A 19,871-nucleotide genomic window follows, 5' to 3' on the forward strand; every position below is an offset into this window, starting at 1 on the left:
ACGAGGAGACGGTATGGCCGACATGCGCAAAGAGCGTGAAGAGCGTGAAGAGCGGGCCTGGGAGATCGCGCGCAGCTTTGGCGAGGACGTTGTACCGCTGTTTACCGTTCCCGGCTGCGCCGATTCCGAATACGTCAGCGCCGTCGCCCGGACCAAGCGCCTGCTGGAACGGTGGTCGATGGACAACGTGTTCCGCGCCCGTCTCTACGAGCATCCGCAGGAAGCATGCGACGCCTACGGCATCGACATCGATCCGCAGAACGTTCGGATCCTGTGGCACGAACAGGAAGCGCGTCAACGCAAGCAGGATCGGGCAAACGGCCTGCCCACCCCCCAAGACTCCCGCTCGGTGCGGCGCTATCGTTCCTTCATTGCCGAAAAGCTGGCGTTTCGCGACTGGATGCGCGACGTCAAGGCAGGCGTTTCCGGCCGGTTCGGCCTGTGGCGGCTGCAGCAGATGCATCGCTGCACGCTGGAACTCGGGCCAGCCAAGTCGGCGGGGCTCGTGCACGCGACGGTGGCCTTCGAATTGCAGAAAGGATGTTCGGTCGGATGTTGGTTCTGTGGAGTGGGCGCGGAGAAGCTGAGCGCTCATTTTGCCTACTCGCCCGAGCATGCGGCCTTGTGGCGCGACACTCTGGACGTGTGTCGCGACGTCATTGGCGATTCTGTCTTCAACGGATTCTGCTATTGGGCGTCCGATCCGCTGGACAATCCCGATTACATCCATTTCATTACCGATTTCCGGCGCGCTTTAGGCCGGTATCCGCAGACCACCACCGCCATTCCGTTGCGCAACGAGGCGAAGACGCGCGAGATCCTCGATATGGTCAGGGATTGCGCCGGCGAGATCCAGCGATTCTCGATTCTCACGCTGAAAATGCTGGACGACGTCCACAGTCGCTTCACCCCGGAAGAACTGATCAACGTGGAGCTGCTGCCGCTCAATCGCGAGTCCGGCGTGCCCAAGGCCAATGCAGGCCACGCCCGCGTCAAGTCGCCGCGCGGCCATGCCAAGACGAGCGACGAACAGCCGCAGACCATCGCTTGCATGAGCGGCTTCCTCTTCAACATGGTCGACCGCTCGGTCCGGATGGTGACGCCGTGCCATGCATCGGATCGCTGGCCGAACGGCTATCGCGTGCTGGCCCAAGGACATTTCGACAACGCGGAGCAGTTGCGCAAGCTCCTGATCCGGTTGATCGACGGCGCCGGGCATGTCGTGACGCACGACACCACGGTCGCCCTCAACCCCTGCCTCGTCGCCACGACCGTGACCCGGGAGGGCTACGACATTGCGTCCATCTGGGTCAAGCGCACCCTGGTCAACTTCCCCGCGTTCGCGGCGCTGGATCGCCTGCTGCGAGACGGCGTCCACACTGCGGCCGACGTCGCGACCCGCATTGAGGACGAAACCGGCACGCCGTTGGTGGACACGTTCAACATCCTCAACGAGTTGTTGCGCCTCGGCGCACTGGATACCGAACCTGCGGAGGCCGAACCGGTCGTGCAACGCGTCGGCGCCGTCAAGGCCATGGACTCGGCATGACCAGGGGGCCCCAATCCGCGGCCGACGCTCCGCCCCCAGGCGTCGACATCGTATTGATCAACATGCCGTATGCCGGCGTCGAGCGGCCGTCGATCTCGATCGGCCTGTTGCATCGCATCCTGACGGATGCCGGATTCTCGGTTCGCTCGGACTACGCGAATGTGCGTTTTGCCGAGCGCATCGGCATTCAGGCCTATCAGTTCATTGACATCATGCGATCCGAGGATGTGGTCGGCGAATGGACATTCCGGCAAGCGGCGTTCCCCGACTACCAGCCCGATGACGACGCCTATCTGGCGCAGTTGCTGGAGCGCATGCTCCCGGAAAGCCGCGAGCGCTTGGGCCTCGACGGCTTGCGCCGCACGCTGCACGGCATGCGTGATGCGGCCAACCGGTTCGTCACCGATACCGCGAACCGGATTCTCGAGATGCAACCGCGCATCGTCGGGTGTTCGTCCACCTTTCAGCAACACCTTGCGTCGCTCGCGCTGCTGCGGCGAATCAAGGAAATTTCACCCGGCACGGTCACCATGATGGGCGGCGCCAATTGCGAAACCGTCATGGGCCGAACCACCCATCGCAATTTCGCCTGGGTGGACTATGTCGCTTCCGGCGAGGCCGACAGCATCATCGCGCATGTCGTCGGCAGGATCCTGCGGGCGAAGCCCGGCGCGGTTCCGTACGGCCTGCCCGATGCGATCCTGACGCCGCGTCACCGAACGGCGGGCTACCCTGTCGATCCCGGCTCGAACGACGGCGTGCCGCGCCACTCGTCGCCGTCGATCGAACATCTGGCGACGCCCGCCTTCGGCGACTATTTCGACACCCTGCGCGACAGCGCGCTGGCCGCCGTGATCGATCCGGGCCTGCCGGTCGAAACCTCGCGCGGCTGCTGGTGGGGGCAAAAGAAGCACTGCACGTTTTGCGGATTGAACGGCGGCGGTATGGCCTATCGCAGCCGCAGCGCGGAACGCGTGCTCGGGCAATTCGACGAGCTGTCGGCATCCTACGGCATTCGCAAGTTCGAGGTCGTCGACAACATCCTCGACATGCGCCACTTCGAGACGTTGCTCCCGCAACTGCAAGGCCGCGGCTTCCGCCTGTTCTACGAAACGAAATCGAACCTGCGGCGCGACCATGTCGCCGCGCTGGCGGCCGCCGGCGTCACGTGGATCCAGCCGGGCATCGAAAGCCTGCATTCCCGGGTCCTGGCGTTGATGGACAAGGGCGCGCAAGCCTGGATGAACGTGCAGCTGCTCAAATGGTCGCGCGAATTCGGCCTGCGGCTGTCGTGGGCCATGCTGTTCGGATTTCCGGGCGAAGACGACGCCGATTACCAGGTCATGGCCGACATGGTGCCGAAGATCTGTCACATGCAGCCGCCCGGCGGCATGATCCACATTCGTTTCGACCGCTACAGCCCGTATCACGGCAAAGCGGCGGACTATGGCCTGGAGCTCGTTCCGGCCCGGCTGCTGCAGTACGTCTATCCGCTGTCGCCGGCGGACCTGATGGATCAAAGCTATTTCTTCGAAGAGCGCGGCGTCGCGGACCTGGGCCGCAACCTGTCGGTCGGGCTGACGCTGGAGCGCCCCGGAGCCGATGCGTTGCGCAAGGCGCTGGTGGCGTGGTCCAGGGCGTTCTGGTCCGGCATGCCGGCGGTGCTGTGCGAGGAACCCTACGGCGCCGGGCTTCGCCTGCTGGACACGAGACCGATGGCGGCCGAGCGGCAGGTCCGGCTCGATGGCGCTGCCGCCGCCATCCTCAGGCTGTGCGACGGCGCGCGCAACACCGCCACGCTGCCGGAAAAGCTGCGCTCGGACGGGCGCTTCGCCGGCAGTGACGAACAGATCGCCGACGCCCTCGCCTTTTTGCTCGAACGGGCCTACGCCATCGAACTGGACGGACGGATCCTGTCGCTGACGTTGAAAGGCGATCTCCCCAGCCTGCCCGACGGCTCGGAATTTCCGGGCGGCTTCGTCTGGCGCCCGGACTACACCACGGGCAAGGTCGCCGCGCGCCCCGAAACGGCCGCGGAGGAATGAGGTCATGCCGATGCGGATGGACGCCGACCCTGGATCGAACCACCACGACGACGACGACGCCGACGATGGCCCGTGCGACGTCCTGTTCGTCTATCTGCCCTATGGCGCAATCGAACGTCCGTCCATCGCGCTCGGGCTGTTGAAGCAGGTGCTCGTCGATCACGGCTTTTCGGCGGGCGTCCACTACGCGAACATCACGTTCGCCGAGCAGATCGGCTTGCCCGTCTATGACGCGATTTCCCGACTGTCGCGAGAAATGGCCGGGGAATGGACCTTTGCCGGCGCCGCGTTTCCCGGCGCGGAGAGCGATCACGACGGTTACATGCGCACGCTTGGCGAGATACTGAAGCCGTCCGTCGCCGAAGCCGCCGCGCGCGAAATCGCGGCGCAACTGTGGCCCGTGCGCCGGCTGGCCGAGGCGTTCATCGCCCGCACCGTGCGCGAAATCGTGGCGCGGCGCCCAAAGATCGTCGGCGTCAGCTCGATGTTCCAGCAGCACTGCGCCGCCCTTGCGCTGCTGCGGCACCTGAAGCATGCGGATCCCGACATCGTCACGCTGATCGGCGGTGCGAACTGCGAAGACGAGATGGGGCTCGCGACGTGGCGCAATTTCCCCTTTGTCGACTACGTGGTGTCCGGCGAAGCCGATGAACTGTTGCCGGACCTGGTCGCCAATGCGCTGCGATACCGCGCCAAGACCCCGCCGGCCCTGCTTCCGGCCGGTGTCCTGGGACGCGGGGGGCCGGCGGGCGTCGCCCCGCCCGCTGGCATCGGGCGGGCGCGCGTCGAGCGGCTGGACGGCAGCCCGATTCCCGATTACCGGGACTATTTCCGCCGCTTGTCGCATTCGCCATTGCGCGACCTGATCCGCCCCGGCCTCCCGATCGAGACGGCGCGAGGCTGCTGGTGGGGCGCCGTGCGGCACTGCACGTTCTGCGGCCTGAACGGGAGTTCGACGGCGTTTCGCGCCAAGTCGCCGGAACGGGCAATCGGAGAATTCTCGACGCTCGCGGACCGGCACGGCATCAACCGTTTCATGGTGGTCGACAACATCATCGACCCCGATTATTTCAAGACCGTGCTGCCTCGTCTGCGCGAAGACCACGCCGGCGACTGGCAGATCTTCTACGAAACCAAAGCCAACCTTCGTCGCGACCAGGTCGCGCTGATGCGCGATGCCGGCATCGCCTGGATCCAGCCCGGCATCGAGAGCCTGAACGACAATCTGCTGAAGCAGATGGCAAAGGGAACGACGGCGCTGATCAACACGCGCCTGCTCAAATGGGCGCGGGAAGACGGGTTGTCCGTGTCCTGGAACATCCTGTTCGATCTTCCCCAGGAGAACGATGACGATTACCGCGACATGGCCGGGCTGATCCCGGCCCTCGTCCACCTGCAGCCGCCGCAGGCGATGGTGCGGATTCGCGTCGAACGATTCAGCCCGTACCAGAAAACGCCCGAGCTTTACGAGCTGAACATTGCGCCCGCGTGGCCCTACCGCTACATCTACCCGTTGGCGGAGCAGCCGCTCGCCCAGCTTTGCTACAACTTCGACACCCTCGGCAAGGCGCGCCTGCAAACGACCGGCGACTCGATTCCGGGCGCGAGCCCGCCGATCGAGCCCGGCAGCGGCCTTGCCCTGTGTCATCAGGCCGTGACCGCCTGGCGGCAGCTTCACGACGCCGCCGCCAAGCCGCTGCTGTGCGTTACCCCGCGCGCCGACGGCGGCGCCACGGTGCTCGATACGCGTCCCTGCGCGCGCCAGCGCGTGAGCCAGGTGTCGGCGGCAGCAGCCGGGATACTGGCGCTGTGCGACGGCGGAGCGACATCGGCGCAGATCGACCGAGGCCGGCTCGCGCCGGGAGAATGGGACGCGCTGATCGGCAACCGGTGGCTGCTCGCCCTCGGCGGAAAATACCTGTCGCTGCCGGTCAACGGCGACGTACCGGCCTTGCCGGCCCGCCAACGCTTTCCCGGCGGCTACATCACGGCCGGCCCCGAATCGTCGGGGCTGCTGCTGGCGGAATGACGGCGGCATTCCACGGGAACGCGTTGCGTCATGCCGGCCGACACCAGAATTGGTACATCGCGCGAAAGGTATCGGGATAAATCTCTTCGAACGCGGCCCATCCGGCGAGATCCGAATCGTCGTCCGCGGTGAGCAACGCGCGCTTGCACGCATGGATGTCCGGATCGACCTGATCGAAACCGAGGAATGCCAGCCCCAGCGCCGTCAATGCGCGGGCGATGCGGGGAATGTCGAACGGATCTTCATGTTCATTGACCATCAGATCCCGAAAGCCGGCCAGGCTATAGAAATCGGTGTAGCGCCAGACCGATGCGAGGGCATCGTCATGAGGAAGGGCAAGCAGCCGGGCGCGCGCCGCCCGCAACGCATCGTCATCGCATGGCGGAACGACCAGGTCCGCGATGCGCTGGCGCGCCGCCGCCACGCCGCGGCGGGCCAGCGAGCTGTACAACCCGATCCGCATCGTGCCGCCGGGCGCCAGCGCCGGCATCAGCGCGCGCCAGTCGGCCTCGGGATCGGCCAGAAGATGCAGCACCCCGCCGCATTCGATGTGGTCGAAGGCCCCGCCCAGCGACGCCGCATCGTGCAAGTCCACGCATGCGAACGAAATCGTCGAGATCCTCAGCGCCCTCGCCCGTGCTTCCGCATATCGCAAACTGGCGGTGCTGACGTCGATGGCAACGATGTCGGCGTCGGGCATCGCCGATGCCAGTTGCGCCGCATGTCGTCCCGTGCCGCAACCCGCCACGAGGATCCGGGGCCGCCCGCGGGGCGCCGGGGACGACGCGTGGCGGAACGGTCCGCAGAATCCGGCAAAGCCTTGCGGCGGCCTGCGCGTGATGCGCTGCCAGACCGGGTAGGCATGCGCTTCGTACTGCGCACGCAGACGTGCGGCAACGTCGCCCGATTCGACGCCCTGCGCCGTGTGCGCCGGTTCGATGTCCGGATACGCTTCGCAGATCGATCGGGCCGCATCCAGCCTGCAGCGCGCCGCTTCGTCGGCCGGCACCGGCCACGCGCCGCCATTCAGCCGGCATTGAGCCGCCAACGCCCAGCACAACGCCGGATAGCGATCGCTCTCGTGCGACAGCAGCAGCCATCGCCGCACCCGGGACAGCATGCGCTCGATCGTTCGATTGGGCGGCAAGCCCTGCGAAATCAGTTCCAGCGCAAGGAGACGCGCATTCAGCAGCGACGCCAGTGCCGCCGGATCCTCGGCGTGCCCATCCGCGCCGATCAGGCGTGCCAGGCCGGGGTCGCGCGCCTGTTGCAGCCATCCCGCCGCCGTCAGTTGCTGTGCGTCGACGTCCGCATCACGCAACAGCGCGACGAGCGGCGCTTCGTCGTCGGCCGAACGCACGATGGCGTCCGGATGAGACTTCAGCAGATCGACCAGTCGCGAACGGACAGACAGATCGGCCGGCCAGCGTCGCACCGCGTCGAACAACAGCGGGAGCGCCGCGGCGTGTTCGCCGCGATCCGCGAGCCAGCTCGCGAGCAACGGATAGGCCGGCGCAAATTCCGGCGCATCGGCGATGCAGCAACGTGCCTGCGCGATGGCGGCATCCAGGTCGCCTTGCGCCGCGAGGGCCGCGCCAAGGTTGAAGCGCGTCGCCACGAGGCCTGGATCGACGGCGAGCGCGCGACGAAAGTCGTTTGCCGCGCTCGCCGCCCGCCCCAACGCAAGCAACGCGCGGCCTCGATCGTTCCACAACGGCGCCGATCCCGCCGCCTGAACCAGCGGCAACGCGGCGTCGAGCCGGGCAAGCGCCAGTTCCGGCAGACCGCACGCCAGCGCGACGGCCGCAGCCAGGTGCAATCCCGCTGCGTCGCCGCGCTCGGCCGCGGCCTCGGCCAGCCGGTCGGCGAGCGTTCGGGCGTCCTCTCGCCGCCCCGACGTCCACGCGTCGCGAACGTGTTGCGACAGGGCTTCTCCGCCCGGCGGGAGGGAAGTTCTGGAGACGCTCATGATTGCCCCGTTCGTGTCGTCGGCAAACTCACCGCAGTCCATTCAACCGTGTCCACTCAGTGAACGATGCGTACAGCTCCTTCGCGTGATCATAGCGCGCCGTCATCGGCGTCCGAACTGCAAGCCCGCCAGGCGCGGGTCTGGCGGCAGATTTGCCATATGGCGGAAGGACTGGCCATCGCTCCGGCGATTGACAGCCTGATCCGTCACGATGCAGTGGTCGCGCGCGCGGATACGGACGTCCCGTCCGCGTCATCGCGCAATCCCGGTTTCGTCGGCGTCGCCCGGCGTGCGCTGGCGCAGCAGGGCCGGCTGACACCGGGAGATGCGGCGAATCACGACTGGTTGAGGCGGCTGGACGACTATCGTCACGTGCCCGCCCTGCTGGACCTGTGTCACGCGCTGCTGGCTGGCGAGCCAGGCAACGCGCAGCGCGCGACGGCCCTCCTGCTGCGAGCCTGGAGAGTGGCCAGCGATTTCCCCGACCGCATCGCGACTGAATTGCTCGCGTTCGTGGCGGCGCCGACGCTTCTGACGCTCGCTGATAGCGGGTGCTTGCCGCCGTTTCGGCCTGAATCCTTCCCGTTGCCGGCCGATGTTTGGCCCGTCGGCGCCGCGGGCCGGCATGCGCAGGCGGCGCTGCGATGGCTCGGCTGGGTCGACGGACCGGCGGCGGCCCCGCAGTTGACAACGGAAGGCCGCATGGCGGCCGCCTTTTCCGGGCAGTTCCGCTATCCGCTGTCCTACCTGCCGATGTTGACCCGCATGGACTCGCTCCTGTTCGGCGATCCGGGCATCGCGCTGGCACGCAGCGGCGACGCGACGGAGCGTCACCTGGACCGTGCCGCCGACATTCGCTTCTCGACCGAAGTGTTCCAGCGCAGCTGCGCGCCTGTCCTGTCGGCAATGGCCGTGCCGCTCTTTCATCGCAGCCGGGGGGACAGCCGGCCACGGGTCGTCGTCGACGTTGGCTGCGGCGAAGCGACGTTACTGGTGAGTTTGCTTCGTGCCATTGCGGGCGACCCCGCTTCGGCGGACGCCGCGGAAAATCTTCTGCTGGTCGGCGTCGAAAACAATCCGGTGGCGGAGCAGGCGGCGAAGCGCACGCTGGCAACTTGCGGAGCGAAGCACGTACTGATACGCGGAGACATCTCGTACCCGGACGCCATTGCCGCGCGTCTCGCCGTCGACGGAATCGATTTTGCCGATGCGCTCCATGTCAACAAGTCAGTCATCCACGACCGGGAACTGGTTGACGCGTCGCCATCGGAGGCGGCGCATGCGGAACGGCACGGCGCGCGCGCCGGCCTTCCGGGTGCGAATGCCGGTGACGGAATCTTCGCGCGGCCCGACGGCAGCCTCGTCGATGCGTCCGCCGCGCAGGACGATCTCGTTCGTTTCTTTCGGCGCTGGCGCCCCTATCTCTTGCGTCACGGCATGATCGCGCTCGAGCCGCACGCGCTCACGGTCGATGCGGCGGCGGCCCTGTCGGGGCGCAGTATGACGGCCGTGATGGAGGCGCTGCACGGATTTTCCGGCCAGTATCTGGTCACCCTGGACCGCTTTACCGAGGCGATCGGCATCTCGGGACTGCGCCTCGCCGCGCAACGGCTTATCGGATCGGAACTGACCGGGCACGTGCACATGAGCTGCAGCCATCTCGTCGCCAAGCGCGATTCACGACATGGCCTGTAGAAAACCGGCCACGACCGGCGCCAGCGCGCTGACGTCGAATTGGTAAGCCCCGTGCCCGAACGGGCTGGTCAGATGATGATGGGAGACGGCGGTGCCGTTGCTCGCGATCGCATCCGCGAGCCGCGCGATCTCGGCACGCGGGTAGCGCCAGTCCGATTCGTAGGACACCAGCAGCATCGGCTTGTCGATGGCCGACACGCCGGACGACAGGTCGGGATATCCGTCCGCCAGATCGAACAGATCCATCGCTTTGGTCAGGCAGATCAGCGAATTGGGATCGAAGCGCAGGCTTGCGTTCGCGCGCACGCGGGCAAGAAAGGCTTCGACGGCGAATTCGGGTGCCGGAAACGCGAGCGGCGGCACACCGCCATCGGCCGCCGGTGAATCGGCCCGGCGCCTGCCGAACTTTTCCGCCAGCGTGTCCCGGTCGAGCCACAGCACGGACCCGATCATCGCACCCAGCCCCATGCCGGCCAGCGGCCCCTGCGTGTGTCCGTAATAATCGCCGCCCTGCCAGGCGGGATCGGCGTAGATCGCCTGCCGCATCAGCTCCCACAACGCGATGGTGTACGCGGACGTGAACGGCGTCGCGCTGATGGCGATCGCGCACGACAAGCGAGTCGGATGACGTCGCGCGAATTCCAGTACCTGGAAGCCACCCATGCAGCCGCCAGCGACTGCGCGAAAACGGGGAATGTCCAGGCGATCCTGCAATCTGACCCATGCATCGGCCATGTCCGCCATGGTGATGCGCGGAAAGCGCATGCCGAAAGGCCGGCCGGTATGCGGATCCGTGGCTGCCGGCCCAGTCGATCCGGCGCATCCGCCTGGCACGTTCGCACAGACGACGAAGTGGCGATCGGTATCGAACATCCGGCCCGGGCCGATCGCCAGTTGCCACCATGGCTGCGGCGGCCCGCCGGGAAGCGGGGCTCCGGCCGCATTCTGATTTCCCGTCAGTCCATGGCAAATCATGATCGCGTTATCGCGACTGTCGTTCAGCCTGCCATACGTTTCCACGGCCAGATCCAGGCGAGCAAGCATGCCGCCAGTCGCCACGCGCATCGGTTCGTCGAACGAGACCGTGAAGCGGCGTTGGCCCAGGCTCGGTTCCGTTTCTTTCTCGTTCATGGGCGGAGCAACCTCGTCTACCTGCGTTTCACGATGGCGGCAAGATCAAGCCTGGCCGCCGCGATGTGCCACATGACCGTATCGAGTTACTCGGCCATCGCCAATTCATCAACCGAGTCTCTGACCGGCCACTGAAATCTGAGGCGAACGCGACCGCCGTGGCCGACGATGGCCCGCACGCCGTAGCGTTCGTGCGATCGCGTGGAGCTGTTCCCAGATACGGTCCGCCTCAGGCGGTGCCAAGGTATCCGCAGCGATGCCCAGCGCATCGACGATCGATGCATGCCGCGCTGAGGCATCAGTCAACGCTACGCGCGCGCTCAATCTCGGCCGCGTTGCGATACGCGCCGAGCCAGGCCTCCAACGCCCGGCGCTCGCTCTTGTCGAGCAACTCGAGCAGCGACGCGTACGGGATCGTTCGCCACGAACGTGCCGACGACACGCTGTCGAAATCGGCCGGTATCCGCTGCTTTCACTTTCCGGATCACCTTGATTTTCCCGCCCTGCGCTCGAATCAGGATCGGCATCGCCTATCTCCAAAAAATCTCCCGGAAAGGATAGCGCAAACCGCGTGTCGCGTTGATGCCGCGACACGCGGGCCTGCCTGTCCAGTCTCCCGGCCTTTGGGCCGCTCGAAGGGGCGCTCGCCGCACGGCGAGCTCGTGCTGCCTCACGTATCCGCATGCCACCAGTCCCTGAGCTCGTCGTCCCAAACGCGACCGTCGCCCTTGACCGTTCCCGCTCAAGGATGCGCTTCGCCGGCCGCGGCACCCGTTCGGTGCTCGCCCGTTGGGCTGCGCTCCGCGTGCGGCTTTGCGTCCGTCCTTTATCGCCGCCATGTAGGCTCGACCGTGCCGGCGAATGCACGCCTACGCCCGCTGGGGCCCGGCGCAGAGGTGTTGAGGAAGAGCAGAAAGACCAGTCAGGGAGTGGCTGATTTGATTGATTATTGTTTTGGGGGCGGAGCGCTAACCCTCGTCGCAGCTAGATCGTCCTACGCCGGCAAACTGCACCGAAATCAAGGGGACCCCGTACTGAAAGTCATTGATTCCGCGCACACGTCGATCCGGCTCGCAGGCTATTCGTTCACGTCGCCGAAGGTGGTTCGTGGGCTGCTCGATGCGGAACGCCGCGGTGTTGACGTGGCGGTCGCGGTGGATGACAAGGGCAACCGGTCGAAGACTTCGCAACAGGCGCTGAACCTGCTCGTCAACGCCGGCATCCCAACCCGCACCATCGACCGTTAAGCTATCAATCACGACAAATATGTCGTCGTTGATGGGCGGCACGTTCAGACCGGCTCGTTCAACTACTCCGCGTCAGCGGCCAGCCGCAACTCGGAGAATGTGCTGGTGGTCTGGAACAACGCGGCCCTGGCCCTGCTCAACGCTATTTTCAGCATTGGGAGAATCGCTTCGCGCAGGGTAATGACTATCGGTCCGCCTATTAGCGCGTCGGTCACTCTGTCGAACGCTTGCGCGCCGGCTGCGCCGGTCGCGATGCTTCGAATTGGCCACGCAGTTGAGCCGCCTGCTCGCCGGCTGTTTTGGCCGCTGCTCGAGCACGCTCGGCATCTGCTGTCGCGGTGGCCACTTCACGCTCGAATGCCTTTGCGCGGGCCTCGGTCGCCTGCAGCGATGCACGCGTGTCGGCGAGCTCGGTAGAGAGCTTGTCGTTGCGCTGCTGCTGCGCAGATAGCATCTCTTCGGTGCGCTCACGTCGCGAGCCGACGTCAATCAGGCGAGCGGTCAAATCATCTTTCTGTGCGGCAAGCACGGCGGCCGACTGCTCTGCCGCCACACGAGCCTGTCGTTCGGTGTCGAGCTCGCCGCGCACGGCCGCGAGGTCGCCTTCGAGTCGCGGCATCGCTTCAAGGCGCAACTGCGCCTTGGCGAGCTCCGTTCTCGCGAGCTCGGCTGCATGACGCTCGCGCGTGGCTTCATCGCGGGCGGTGTCGAGGTCCGCTGAAAGCTGGCCGGCCTTCCCTTCCGCTTCGGCCTTCTCGATCGCGAGCGCTTCAAGCTCTTCGTCGCGAGCGGCGATGAGTTCGGCCTGTCGCTCGTTCTCTGTGGCGAGGTCGGCCGCTTCCTGCTGCTGTTCCGCGAGTTCGGCTTCGAGCGTCGCGCGAGCAGCGGTGAGCTCCGCGTCCATGAAGTCGATCAGTGCCTTTTGAAGCGCGGGCGGGAGCGTGAGCACTGCCGTTGCCTGTCGAGCCTGCCCCGCTTTCCGTTGCTGCAGGAGCTTGTTAATCGTGCCCATGCTGCCGGTATTTCCCAAGCGCTCACGCACGGCGCGCGACGTTGGCTTGATGCCCTCAATCTTCATCGCGTCGACGATGGCATTGACCTGCTCGGCGGTAATGGTGGCTTCGCGTCCCATCTCGGATCCTGTTGATACGTTACGTTATGATTGTTATGATACGTTACGGTATGAAAAAACGCAAATGATCTGCTGAGGCTCAGGGCGCTGGCCCGCCCGCGCCCGATGCTGCCACCGGCGCTAAGTAGACTTACCGGCATTGCGTTTCAGGTGTGGTAACGGGCTGGATCGCGGCGCAACCGGCTGGGAAGCCCGCGCAGCAAGGCTTTATAGGAAAATTATGGAAACCGACAGCGTGTCTCTTGCGGGCCTCCGGTCGCTTGACTGCTATCCCGAAATGTTTTCGGAAAGGGAGCGACGGCAGGTCGATGAGTGGATAACCGGTGGCCTCGTCGTAAAGGCTGAAGGCGATCGGTTGAACATCACTCAGGCTGGCGAACAAGCGTACTGGTCGCAATTCCCAGGGCAGCGTGCGCAAGAGGTGGTTGATGTGCTCGATGAGAACATCGTGGGCGTACTGGAAGACGCTGAACGTGGCCTCTCATTGGCCGACCTTGCGACTCGGTGGAGCGGAGGCGTGCTTCTCCTTACCGGTCATGATGTACTAAGTGCGTTCGACCGCTGGAGAGCGGGGCAGTGGAAGTATGGGGGCGTCGATTCAGTCGTGGAGCGCAGTCGAGTAGTTGCGGCATGCGAACGATTCAACAACGCGCAAGTGCATCAGTAACTAATCGGAAAACATTATGTTCGACAATATCAACCGCGTTATCGAAGCAACCGCCTTCGCGTTGACCGTATTCCGTGAGCGTTACGGACGTGCTTACAGCGCGATTCTCACATACACGCTCCACGATGCCGTATGGATCGAGGAGCAGCTTACCGGCCCGGATATCCCTGCTACGACGCTTCAGATGTTTCTTGGTCACGGTTCCGGCAAAGACTTTCCGATTGGCAGCGGAAACACTCCAGTCGAAGCGATGCGCGAACTCGATGCAGTGCTGGCCCGTGTGACTGGAGAGGAACGCATCGACGTTTGGCGTAATTCGGTGATCGACGCGATCGAATCCTACCGCGAGGCTGAACGTAAGCATTCGAGCCAGTACTTCCTTGAAACCGCACATGAGGCGGGCGAACTCGTCATCGTGCAATAGTCATCGGAAAACAAAATGACACGGCTAATTGCGTTGATTATGGGGCTGGTTGCGAACGAACAATAGAGTTTGACACAAGACAATAGACTTTGACACAAACTGGCGTGTCGTTCGCTATGCTGCGCGGCGTGGCTCTTCCGAACGCACATGCGGCTTTCAGAGGGCACGTCGTCGCCCAAGTTGGTAAGGAGTAGCCATGCCGTCGTCATTACTGACCACCGATAACAGCACGATCACGACCGTCGATGGGCGCGAGATTCGGACACTTCGCGACATCCTCCCGGAGCGGCCCGGACTGAAAGTGTTATTCGTCGCCAAGACCCCGGCACCGAAGAGCGTCGCTGCAGGTCACTACTTTCAAGGCCGTCAGGGCAGAATGTTCTGGAACCTCTTGAAGGAGCATGGCCTCTTCAAAGCCACCACCCCGTTCGAGGATGACTCCCTGCTCGATCATGGTTTCGGAATCACGGACATCGTCAAGGTTCCGAGAGAGTACGGGAACGAGCCTTTGCGGGCCGAGTACGTCGCCGGTATGGACCGCATTCTGGAACAGATCCGGGTGCATCGCCCTTCCGTGATTGTGTTCGTCTACAAGGGGGTTCTCGACAAATTACTCTTGCACCGCTTCGACATTCGTAAAAAGTCCGCCTACGGGTTCAACCCAGATCTGGAGAACCACTTCGGTGCGCGAGTGTTTGCGTTCCCGCTGCCGGGTACGCCATGCACGACCGCGCAGGCGGTCGCAGCGATGCACGAACTTGCAGACGCAGTTGGGCGCCGCGCTCTTGTGGGGCTGCATGCCTAACGGGTTGTGTCGAACTCTTTTGTCGCAAGAAGTCTGCGGGAATCGGTTTCAGGAGCGCTTGTGTCAAACTCTATTCCGTCGGGGCGGATTCACGTGTTTCGCTAGGTATCTGATTTAATTGGGGACGTTGTGTCAAACTCTTTTGTTCGTTCATACTGGTAGCCGCGATCGCGGGGGCGATCATCGGGTTGTATCGGCGCGTTTGCGGCACCGCCCCACGCGGTGATCTGGATTTACAGCGGGGTGACGCTCCTGGTTATGTCTGCCGGGGCTTCGATCTTCGCGCGAGCGCTTTAAACCACCGGAAAACAGAAAGGGGAAGGAAACGCAAATGGACTTAGCCGCACTATTGCCCTCGATCCTGCCTGGTGCGATTGCTTGGGCGGAACAGCAGTCCGCGTTGGTGCTCTCGACCGGCGCACCCCTCTCGCAACACTGCATAGCAGACGCGCGAGCGGTGGGTGTGCAAGCGCCGGAGTTAATCCGGGTCGCCATCGTCACGAGCTTGCCGCTGCCGCACGATCCAACTCTGAGAAGCGTAGCGATCAGCACAGGATTACTGGGTCCGAACATGGTGGGGCTAACATTGGGTCATGCCGTCATTGTCGTCAACGGGCACGCCACTCGCCGATTATTGACCCATGAATTCCGACACGTTCACCAGTATGAAACTGCCGGTTCGATTGCAACTTTTTTGCCGATATATTTGCAGCAGATTGCGACATTCGGGTATGAGCAAGCGCCACTCGAAGTTGACGCGCGACAGCATGAAATGAACTAGGAAAATCACGGCATGAACATCGTCTTGTGCGTACTCGCGGTTTCTATCGTTGCGGGTGTGGTCTACGTCTGGAACGACCGGTTTCGGCGCTTGCCGTTGACTGTGTTTGGAATCGAGAACGTACAATGCATCGGCACGTGGGGAGTCTCCAGCTTGGCGCTAGTCGGTTTGGTCGCGCGGTTGGATGACAAGCGCAGAATGGCGAGCAGTGAACAAACGGCAAACTCGCGGCAATCGACGCCGAATTGAAGCTGCGCGGTGTCGCGGCGAAAGACCAGGGAAAACGGCGACGAAAGCACATGGCAACGCGGAAAAGTTGGTTCGTTGGCTGAGACAACATCAGCCAGCTACGGTCGCGCAGATCGCAGCTAATCGAGTGATGGATTCGCGGGACGCGTCGGATGCAGTCCAGTACGGCGTGCGTCATGGTGTTTTTGAACGGGTGAAGCGGCCTGGTGCGAGCGCGAACGAACGTGTTCAGTACCGCTTGACGGGGCAACCGCTGCCGACACTCAAATCAACGCCCGCCCCTTCGTTCGATGGGCTGCTTCAAGCGTGGGGCATTGCAAGCACTCCGCCGCGCTTGGCAACGCGCACGTCGCACAAATCGCAGTTGGCCGACTAGGGAAACACTGATTTATTTCGTGCGACCGTCATCGCAGATGTGGTCGAGGGCGTTGTAGAAGAAGTTCACGGGACGGACGATCGACGATGAAGCGGCAGATCAGCTTTGCGGAAGCGGAAAGTGCGGGCGAGAAACGTGTGACGAGACGCCAGCGCTTTCTGGCCGAAATGGAGCGCGTCGTGCCTTGGTCGCGCTTGCTGGCGGCGATCGAGCCGCACTACCCGAAGGGCGGGCGAGGTCGGCCGCCGATCGGCTTGGAGCGTATGCTGCGCATCTACTTTCTGCAGCAGTGGTACGGTCTGTCGGACGAGGTCTGGAAGATGCGTTGTATTGTCGTGGTCAACGAGTACGACAGACTGGTGCGAGAGACTAGGCTTCAGGCAATCGTTGAGGCAAATGAGAGTTTTTTTCGGCTGAAACCGACAGCACGAAAAATCTGAAACGACCGCAAGGGAAAAGCATATACCAAGCCGACAGAGGGAGCCAAAGATCGCGATAAGCGGCCACGTCGTAACGAACGCATGTCGTAAAATGGGCTTCCCGGTTGACGGCTGCTCAGCGTTCAATGTCGGGGGCGTGGTCCGGTGAGCGAGCAGGCAAGTCACTGTCTGATGCAGAAACTTACCGATCTGAGTGTTGGCCGCGCTTTGCTTGAATGCGCGCCGCGAAGCTGGTGCGCGACCCTGTAGGAGAGGCAGCGCTACTCGAACACCTGGAGCAAGCCAGGCTGTGTGCGGAAATTGAGCGTGATATCGAGAACGAGACTGAAGCCTAATTGGAAAGCAATATGTCAAACATCGATTGGAAAGAAGCGTTTCGAAAAGCATTGATCGAACTGGTCAACGCGCACATCAAGTCGCAAGGGATTCGACCCGAAGAAGCCGCTGCCGTGTTTGCTGAAGAAGCGAATACCGCGCTCGATCACCTCGACTGGAAGCCTCACCCGCAACGCGCAGCGTCCGAGCATCTTGTAGCCGCCGCAGCGTGTTTGAACGATGGTCGGGTCATCCCGGTGCCTAACTTCGATGTCCTGTTCCCAAACAGCGAAGCGGTTAATTGACACAGAGAAACGGTCGAACGAAGCCCAGCATTGCTGGGTTTTCAGTCTGTCGGGCGCTTACGCGTCGGTTGCACCGATCGCGATGCTTCGAGTTGGCCGCGCAGTTGAGCAGCCTGCTCGCCGGCTGTTTTAGCCTCGCCTCGGGCGCGCTCGACAGCTGCCGCGGCCGTGGCAGCTTCGCGTTCGAATGCCTTCGCGCGGGCCTCGGTCGCCTGCAGCGATGCGCGCGTGTCGGCGAGCTCTGCGGAGAGCTTGTCAGCGCGTTGCTGTTGCGCCAATAGTGTCTCTTCGGCGCGCTCGCGTCGTGAGCTGGCGTCGGTCAGACGCCCCGTCAAATCGTCCTTCTGAGCCGCAAGCACTGCGGCCGACTGCTCAGCAGTCACGCGCGCATGTCGCTCCGTGCTGAGCTCGGCGCGAACGGCTACGAGGTCCGCTTCAAGCCTCGGCATTGCTTCGAGACGTAACAAAGCCTTGGCGAGCTCCGTGCGAGCCTGCTCGGCTGCCTCACGCTCACGCACAGCCTCTATGCGTGCGGCGTCCAGGTCGGCAGACAGTTGGCTTGCCTTGCCTTCCGCCTCAGCCTTCTCGATCGCGAGCCCCTCGATTTCCTCCTCGCGTGCAGCAATTAGTTCGGCCTGTCGCTCATTCTCCGTGGCAAGGTCGGCGGCTTCCTGCTGCTGCTCGGCGAGTTCAGCTTCGAGCGTCGCTCGAGCTGCTGTCAGTTCCGCATCCATAAAGTCGATCAGCGCCTTTTGAAGCGCCGGCGGAAGTGCGAGCGCCGCCGTTGCCTGCCGCACCTGCCCTGCTTTCCACCGTTGCAAGAGCTTATTGATCGTTCCCATGCTGCCGGTGTTACCCAAGCGCTCGCGAACCGCTCGCGACGTTGGCTTGATGCCCTCAACCTTCATCGCATCAGCGACGGCGGTGACCTGTTCGGCCGTAATAGTGGCTTCGCGACCCATGATAATTTTCGATACGTTACGTTATGATTGATATCATACGTTACGCTATGAAAATAGCAACTCAATTTTGCGTTGAACTACCGATCAACAATAAAAGCAACACCAATTTACAATTAATCGGGGTGGCGTAGAATAGTGTCTGTTTCCCCGAGACCACCGCCGCGAGGATAGTCATGGCAACCGACACCATCGATCAAAAGACCCTTTCCCAGCTCGTTGAAGCCGGCGCAGTCCGTGCAGCACACGTCGTTGGCCACGGTAACGGCTGGACGATCGCGGCAAAATATGGCCTCACCGAACGTTTTTTGTCGGCCAAACGTGGCGACGTGCGGGTGTTTCGGAAGCTCGAAACGCTCGTTGGCTTTCTGCGCGACATGGGTATCAGCCATTTCGAAGTCGACGCGGCCGACTACGATCCAAATTCGATCGAACGCACGACTCGGCCTGATCGATCTGCTGCGTTGAAGGAAGCACATGCTGCGCGCGCCTATGACAAGTGGTTTCGTGAACAGGTGCAGGAGTCGCTAGACGATCCGCGCCCGAACGTGCCGCACGCGCAGGTACAGAAGGAAATGGCCGTAAAAAAGGCGGCGTTGCGCAAGCAGCTCGCGCGCGGCGGGGCTAAATCTTGATCGCGGAGTGGCGCGCGATCGCGCGCGAGGAGCGCAGCAGCCTGTTTGACTACATTGCACAGGACAACCCAAACGCCGCGCTTGAGCTCGACGACCGGATCGAACGACAGACCGACGCCCTACCCGACCGTCCCGAGCTGTACAAGTCCGGACGAGTGCGTGGCACCCGAGAAATGGTCCTGACGCCAAATTATGTGTTGGTCTATCGCATCAGGAAACAGGCCGGAGTGATTGAAATTGTGCGCATCATCGGTGCACGACAAAACTATCCAAAGGGCAAACGCAGCCCCCTTAGCGCATCCGAAGTCCGGCAAGTGGCACGACGTCGACCGGCGTCGAAATTCACAACTGGAATACAGACCGTCGAAAGAAAGAATATTCATCTGGCATCGGAGATGCCAACGCGTTGTTATTGCAAGAGATGGAGCTTGCTGGCACAGTCGCTTTGACCCACGATAGGGGAACCGTATGGCACGCAAAAAAATGTTCGTCAGCTTCGACTATGACAACGACGCTGACCTCAAAATGCTTCTGGTCGGGCAATCGAGGAAGCCACTGAAGCAAGCGGGTGCGATTTCGACGCGGAGCAATCGGTTACACCCGCGGCCAGCTCATCTGAGGATGAACTGGCCGCCTCCCTCGATGCCGCACTGGCAGAGGCTGATCCGGCTGCTGCGATAAACGCTCTCGGCGGCCTAGCGAAGATGCGAGGTATGAGCAACGTCGCGAAAGAAACCGGCCTCGCTCGCGAAAGCCTTTATCGCGCGCTAAGTAGCGAAGGCAATCCGGAATTCGCCACGGTACTCAAAGTATTGACATCGTTGGGCCTTCACCTGTCTGCGACCAGGAACGTGGCCAGCGGCTAAGTATCCTGCCAGCTATGCCGAATTGCAGCTCGACGCCTAGGACACTTGCCTATGCAAATGGCCCTCACTCCGAAAACTTCAGAATAGATCAACTGGTTGCTGGTTTCGCTTTTGTGCGGGCGTGCATGATGTCAGCGACAGGTGAGAGTCGGTGAAGCGGGATCGATAGTTGCGGGAAATGGGGCTATCGGTTTGTCGAAGGCGACAATAGGGTCAGGATGGAAACAGATATGGTGTGACAGTTCATGGCGC

At 63.0% G+C, this 19,871-nt stretch carries 17 protein-coding genes and 3 pseudogenes; 15 read left to right on the forward strand and 5 right to left on the reverse strand.

Annotated elements, in window-relative coordinates; translation table 11 throughout:
• Nucleotides 1–13 precede the first annotated feature (13 nt).
• Genes HWY30_RS34085 through HWY30_RS34095 form a run of 3 tightly spaced genes read left to right on the forward strand, consistent with a single transcriptional unit; the run spans nucleotide 14 to nucleotide 5,623 of the window.
• On the forward strand, nucleotides 14–1,549 hold the full coding sequence (locus HWY30_RS34085; RefSeq protein ID WP_090812669.1) for a radical SAM family RiPP maturation amino acid epimerase: 1,536 nt from the start codon (nucleotides 14–16) through the stop codon (nucleotides 1,547–1,549).
• Nucleotides 1,550–1,602: 53 nt separating this feature from the next.
• Nucleotides 1,603–3,594, forward strand: coding sequence for a RiPP maturation radical SAM C-methyltransferase (locus tag HWY30_RS34090; protein WP_167368877.1), 1,992 nt, complete (start codon nucleotides 1,603–1,605; stop codon nucleotides 3,592–3,594).
• Nucleotides 3,595–3,598: 4 nt separating this feature from the next.
• Nucleotides 3,599–5,623 (forward strand): RiPP maturation radical SAM C-methyltransferase, encoded by a 2,025-nt coding sequence (locus HWY30_RS34095; RefSeq protein WP_090812671.1) that lies wholly within the window; start codon nucleotides 3,599–3,601, stop codon nucleotides 5,621–5,623.
• A gap of 28 nt (nucleotides 5,624–5,651) precedes the next feature.
• On the opposite strand, the gene HWY30_RS34100 is transcribed toward HWY30_RS34095, so the two are convergent.
• A complete protein-coding gene (locus tag HWY30_RS34100; protein ID WP_176078993.1) occupies nucleotides 5,652–7,241 on the reverse strand; it encodes a class I SAM-dependent methyltransferase in 1,590 nt (529 codons plus the stop codon).
• 510 nt (nucleotides 7,242–7,751) lie between these two features.
• Between HWY30_RS34100 and HWY30_RS34110 the strand changes: the two genes are divergently transcribed.
• A complete protein-coding gene (locus tag HWY30_RS34110) occupies nucleotides 7,752–9,287 on the forward strand; it encodes an AprA-related methyltransferase (protein ID WP_090812673.1) in 1,536 nt (511 codons plus the stop codon).
• On the opposite strand, the gene metX is transcribed toward HWY30_RS34110, so the two are convergent.
• Both metX and HWY30_RS42060 read right to left on the reverse strand, forming a co-directional pair.
• Complete coding sequence (gene metX, locus HWY30_RS34115) at nucleotides 9,270–10,346, reverse strand: homoserine O-acetyltransferase MetX (RefSeq protein WP_176078995.1); 1,077 nt, start codon at nucleotides 10,344–10,346, stop codon at nucleotides 9,270–9,272. The genes HWY30_RS34110 and metX overlap by 18 nt on opposite strands.
• 370 nt (nucleotides 10,347–10,716) lie before the next feature.
• Nucleotides 10,717–10,860: a hypothetical protein gene (locus HWY30_RS42060; protein WP_244145111.1), complete on the reverse strand. Its 144-nt coding sequence runs from the start codon at nucleotides 10,858–10,860 to the stop codon at nucleotides 10,717–10,719.
• Between the two features lie 589 nt (nucleotides 10,861–11,449).
• On the opposite strand from HWY30_RS42060, the pseudogene HWY30_RS42065 reads away from it, so the two are divergent.
• Nucleotides 11,450–11,868 (forward strand): annotated as a pseudogene (locus tag HWY30_RS42065) (phospholipase D family nuclease); the annotation flags it as partial.
• Between the two features lie 8 nt (nucleotides 11,869–11,876).
• Here HWY30_RS42065 and HWY30_RS34125 read toward each other — a convergent pair.
• Nucleotides 11,877–12,797, reverse strand: coding sequence for a DNA-binding protein (locus HWY30_RS34125; RefSeq protein ID WP_090812676.1), 921 nt, complete (start codon nucleotides 12,795–12,797; stop codon nucleotides 11,877–11,879).
• A gap of 220 nt (nucleotides 12,798–13,017) precedes the next feature.
• Here HWY30_RS34125 and HWY30_RS34130 point away from each other — a divergent pair, with 220 nt between their 5' ends.
• The 7 genes and pseudogenes from HWY30_RS34130 (at nucleotide 13,018) to HWY30_RS34160 (ending at nucleotide 17,159) form a co-directional block, all read left to right on the forward strand.
• The gene (locus HWY30_RS34130; RefSeq protein WP_090812677.1) at nucleotides 13,018–13,464 is read left to right on the forward strand and encodes a hypothetical protein; all 447 of its coding nucleotides are present in this window, start codon (nucleotides 13,018–13,020) and stop codon (nucleotides 13,462–13,464) included.
• Nucleotides 13,465–13,480: 16 nt separating this feature from the next.
• Complete coding sequence (locus tag HWY30_RS34135; RefSeq protein WP_090812678.1) at nucleotides 13,481–13,888, forward strand: hypothetical protein; 408 nt, start codon at nucleotides 13,481–13,483, stop codon at nucleotides 13,886–13,888.
• 196 nt (nucleotides 13,889–14,084) lie between these two features.
• Nucleotides 14,085–14,693 carry a uracil-DNA glycosylase family protein gene (locus HWY30_RS34140; RefSeq protein ID WP_090812679.1) on the forward strand — a complete coding sequence of 203 codons (609 nt, stop codon included), beginning with the start codon at nucleotides 14,085–14,087 and terminating at the stop codon, nucleotides 14,691–14,693.
• Between the two features lie 331 nt (nucleotides 14,694–15,024).
• Nucleotides 15,025–15,474 (forward strand): hypothetical protein, encoded by a 450-nt coding sequence (locus tag HWY30_RS34145; protein ID WP_090812680.1) that lies wholly within the window; start codon nucleotides 15,025–15,027, stop codon nucleotides 15,472–15,474.
• Between the two features lie 12 nt (nucleotides 15,475–15,486).
• Nucleotides 15,487–15,723: a hypothetical protein gene (locus tag HWY30_RS34150; RefSeq protein ID WP_090812681.1), complete on the forward strand. Its 237-nt coding sequence runs from the start codon at nucleotides 15,487–15,489 to the stop codon at nucleotides 15,721–15,723.
• A 462-nt stretch (nucleotides 15,724–16,185) separates the two neighbouring features.
• Nucleotides 16,186–16,430: pseudogene (locus tag HWY30_RS34155) on the forward strand (transposase); the annotation flags it as partial.
• A gap of 456 nt (nucleotides 16,431–16,886) precedes the next feature.
• Entirely contained in the window at nucleotides 16,887–17,159 is a 273-nt protein-coding gene (locus tag HWY30_RS34160; RefSeq protein WP_090812934.1) for a hypothetical protein, read from the forward strand.
• A gap of 41 nt (nucleotides 17,160–17,200) precedes the next feature.
• Here the strand turns inward: HWY30_RS34160 and HWY30_RS34165 are convergent, their stop codons facing one another.
• Nucleotides 17,201–18,121: a DNA-binding protein gene (locus HWY30_RS34165; protein ID WP_090812683.1), complete on the reverse strand. Its 921-nt coding sequence runs from the start codon at nucleotides 18,119–18,121 to the stop codon at nucleotides 17,201–17,203.
• 173 nt (nucleotides 18,122–18,294) lie between these two features.
• Here HWY30_RS34165 and HWY30_RS34170 point away from each other — a divergent pair, with 173 nt between their 5' ends.
• The 3 genes and pseudogenes from HWY30_RS34170 (at nucleotide 18,295) to HWY30_RS34180 (ending at nucleotide 19,619) form a co-directional block, all read left to right on the forward strand.
• Nucleotides 18,295–18,753, forward strand: a complete 459-nt coding sequence (locus HWY30_RS34170) for an antitoxin PaaA2 family protein (RefSeq protein WP_090812684.1) — start codon at nucleotides 18,295–18,297, stop codon at nucleotides 18,751–18,753.
• Nucleotides 18,750–19,037: pseudogene (locus tag HWY30_RS42070) on the forward strand (type II toxin-antitoxin system RelE/ParE family toxin); the annotation flags it as partial. The gene HWY30_RS34170 and the pseudogene HWY30_RS42070, both read left to right, overlap by 4 nt.
• Nucleotides 19,038–19,295: 258 nt before the next feature.
• Nucleotides 19,296–19,619: an addiction module antidote protein gene (locus tag HWY30_RS34180; protein ID WP_090812686.1), complete on the forward strand. Its 324-nt coding sequence runs from the start codon at nucleotides 19,296–19,298 to the stop codon at nucleotides 19,617–19,619.
• The last annotated feature ends 252 nt before the right edge of the window (nucleotides 19,620–19,871 follow it).

This window comes from Paraburkholderia tuberum STM678, assembly GCF_902833905.1.
GTDB classification, from domain to species: domain Bacteria; phylum Pseudomonadota; class Gammaproteobacteria; order Burkholderiales; family Burkholderiaceae; genus Paraburkholderia; species Paraburkholderia tuberum.